The organism is Solemya elarraichensis gill symbiont (assembly GCF_002021095.1).
Lineage (GTDB): Bacteria > Pseudomonadota > Gammaproteobacteria > Chromatiales > Chromatiaceae.
Genome location: NZ_MPRK01000315.1, coordinates 1 through 1,705 on the forward strand (window position 1 = coordinate 1; position 1,705 = coordinate 1,705).

Here is a 1,705-nt window from a genome sequence, read left to right on the forward strand (position 1 = left end):
AAACTCCGGTTGGCGACTCTCGAGCAGCGGAGCGAGCAAATGCCCTTCCATATGATGAATTCCGATTGCGGGCACATTCCAGGCCCAGGCGATGCTGCGGCCCACGGCCGCACCGACCAGCAATGCACCGACCAGCCCCGGCCCCCGGGTATAGGCGACACCATCAATATCGCTCTCTTGCAGCCCCTGCTCCTCCAGTAACTGCTTGATTAACGGGATAGTTTTCCGCACATGATCGCGCGACGCCAGTTCTGGCACCACGCCACCATAAGGGGCGTGGACATCGATCTGGCTATGTACAAGGTTGCCAATCAGACCCTCATTTGAGTCATAAATGGCGACGCCGGTTTCGTCGCAGGAGGTCTCTATTCCAAGAATCTTCATTAGAAATTTTGCAATTTGGCTGAAATCGACTACAATTTCGCGCTTTATTGCCTTCCGGTCAATATTTACCGGTAATTAAATTGATTCTTTTCTGAGGAAAGACATGCCAAGCGTACGCGTTAAAGATAACGAACCCTTTGAAGTCGCACTGCGACGTTTCAAACGCTCCTGTGAAAAAGCAGGCGTTCTTGCCGAGGTTCGCCGTCGCGAATTCTACGAGAAGCCAACCTCCGAGCGTAAGCGTAAAGCTGCAGCAGCAGTCAAGCGCAACATGAAGAAGGTGTCTCGCGAAAGCCGTCGTTTCGATCGTCAGTACTAAGTTAATACTGTACTGACCGAAAACCGACTCTAGCCTCCCGGTATCCCTCATGCTTAAACAGCAGCTCACGGAAGACATGAAAGCCGCCATAAAAGGTGGTGACAAGTCACGTCTTGGCGTTATTCGCCTGATTCTTGCAGCTGTCAAGCAAGTCGAGGTCGATACGCGTGAAGAACTCTCCGACGAGGATATCACCGGTGTACTGACCAAGATGGTCAAGCAGCGCCGTGATTCAGTCACCCAGTACACAGATGCTGGCCGCACTGAACTCGCTGACCAGGAGACCTACGAAATCGGCGTCATCGAGGGATATCTTCCCGAGCAGATGTCCGAAGACGAGGTACTTGCAGTGATCGACGAGATCATCGCTGCAACTGGTGCCAGCGGTCCCAAGGATATGGGGAAGGTGATGGGGCAACTCAAGGGCAAGTTACAGGGCAAGGCAGACATGGGTGCTGCCAGCGCGCTGGTCAAGCAGAAGCTGACTGGCTAAACCTGTTTCACCGCACCTCTTTCTGCTATCACTCAGCCCAACCGGGTTGCAGCGATCAACCCGCCTGACAAACTGCAATGTAGGTTAAACTACGGCAATGGCAGGCAGGATCCCAAACGAATTCATCGACCAGTTACTCGCCCGCGTTGACATTGTTGACGTGGTGGAGCATCGCGTTCCGCTGAAAAAAGCCGGCAGCGAATTCCAGGCCTGCTGCCCGTTCCACACTGAAAAAACTCCCTCTTTCACTGTCAGTCCGCAAAAACAGTTCTACCACTGCTTTGGCTGTGGCGCGCATGGAACCGCAATCGGTTTTTTGATGGAGTATGAACACCTCAGCTTTGTCGAAGCCATCGAGGAACTCGCCAAGCAGGCTGGAGTTGAAGTACCGCATGAAGGTGGCTCGGTGCAAAAAGGCCCCGACCTTCAGCCCGTCTATGCCCTGCTCGAGGCAGCCAGCAATTTCTACCAGCAACAGCTGAAAGACAAGCAACAGGGAAAAAGTGCTG

At 53.4% G+C, this 1,705-nt stretch carries 4 protein-coding genes; 3 read left to right on the forward strand and 1 reads right to left on the reverse strand.

The annotated features are described in order from the left end of the window. A partial coding sequence (locus tag BOW51_RS10550; protein ID WP_503167679.1) for a tRNA (adenosine(37)-N6)-threonylcarbamoyltransferase complex transferase subunit TsaD occupies nt 1–384 on the reverse strand: 384 nt, incomplete at its 3' end. Nucleotides 385–487: 103 nt separating this feature from the next. On the opposite strand from BOW51_RS10550, the gene rpsU reads away from it, so the two are divergent. The 3 genes from rpsU to BOW51_RS10565 all read left to right on the forward strand — a co-directional run. Beyond that, on the forward strand, nt 488–703 hold the full coding sequence (gene rpsU, locus BOW51_RS10555) for a 30S ribosomal protein S21 (protein WP_043118548.1): 216 nt from the start codon (nt 488–490) through the stop codon (nt 701–703). A 49-nt stretch (nt 704–752) separates the two neighbouring features. Further along, nucleotides 753–1,196, forward strand: coding sequence for a GatB/YqeY domain-containing protein (locus BOW51_RS10560; protein WP_078477674.1), 444 nt, complete (start codon nt 753–755; stop codon nt 1,194–1,196). 97 nt (nt 1,197–1,293) lie between these two features. Then, the coding region (locus BOW51_RS10565) for a CHC2 zinc finger domain-containing protein (protein ID WP_245828672.1) at nt 1,294–1,705 on the forward strand (412 nt) is incomplete at its 3' end.

Excerpts from the sequence above, each read along its gene's own strand:
- rpsU (WP_043118548.1), top strand. The coding sequence starts at position 488 with ATGCCAAGCGTACGCGTTAAAGATAACGAACCCTTTGAAGTCGCACTG.
- BOW51_RS10560 (WP_078477674.1), top strand. The coding sequence starts at position 753 with ATGCTTAAACAGCAGCTCACGGAAGACATGAAAGCCGCCATAAAAGGT.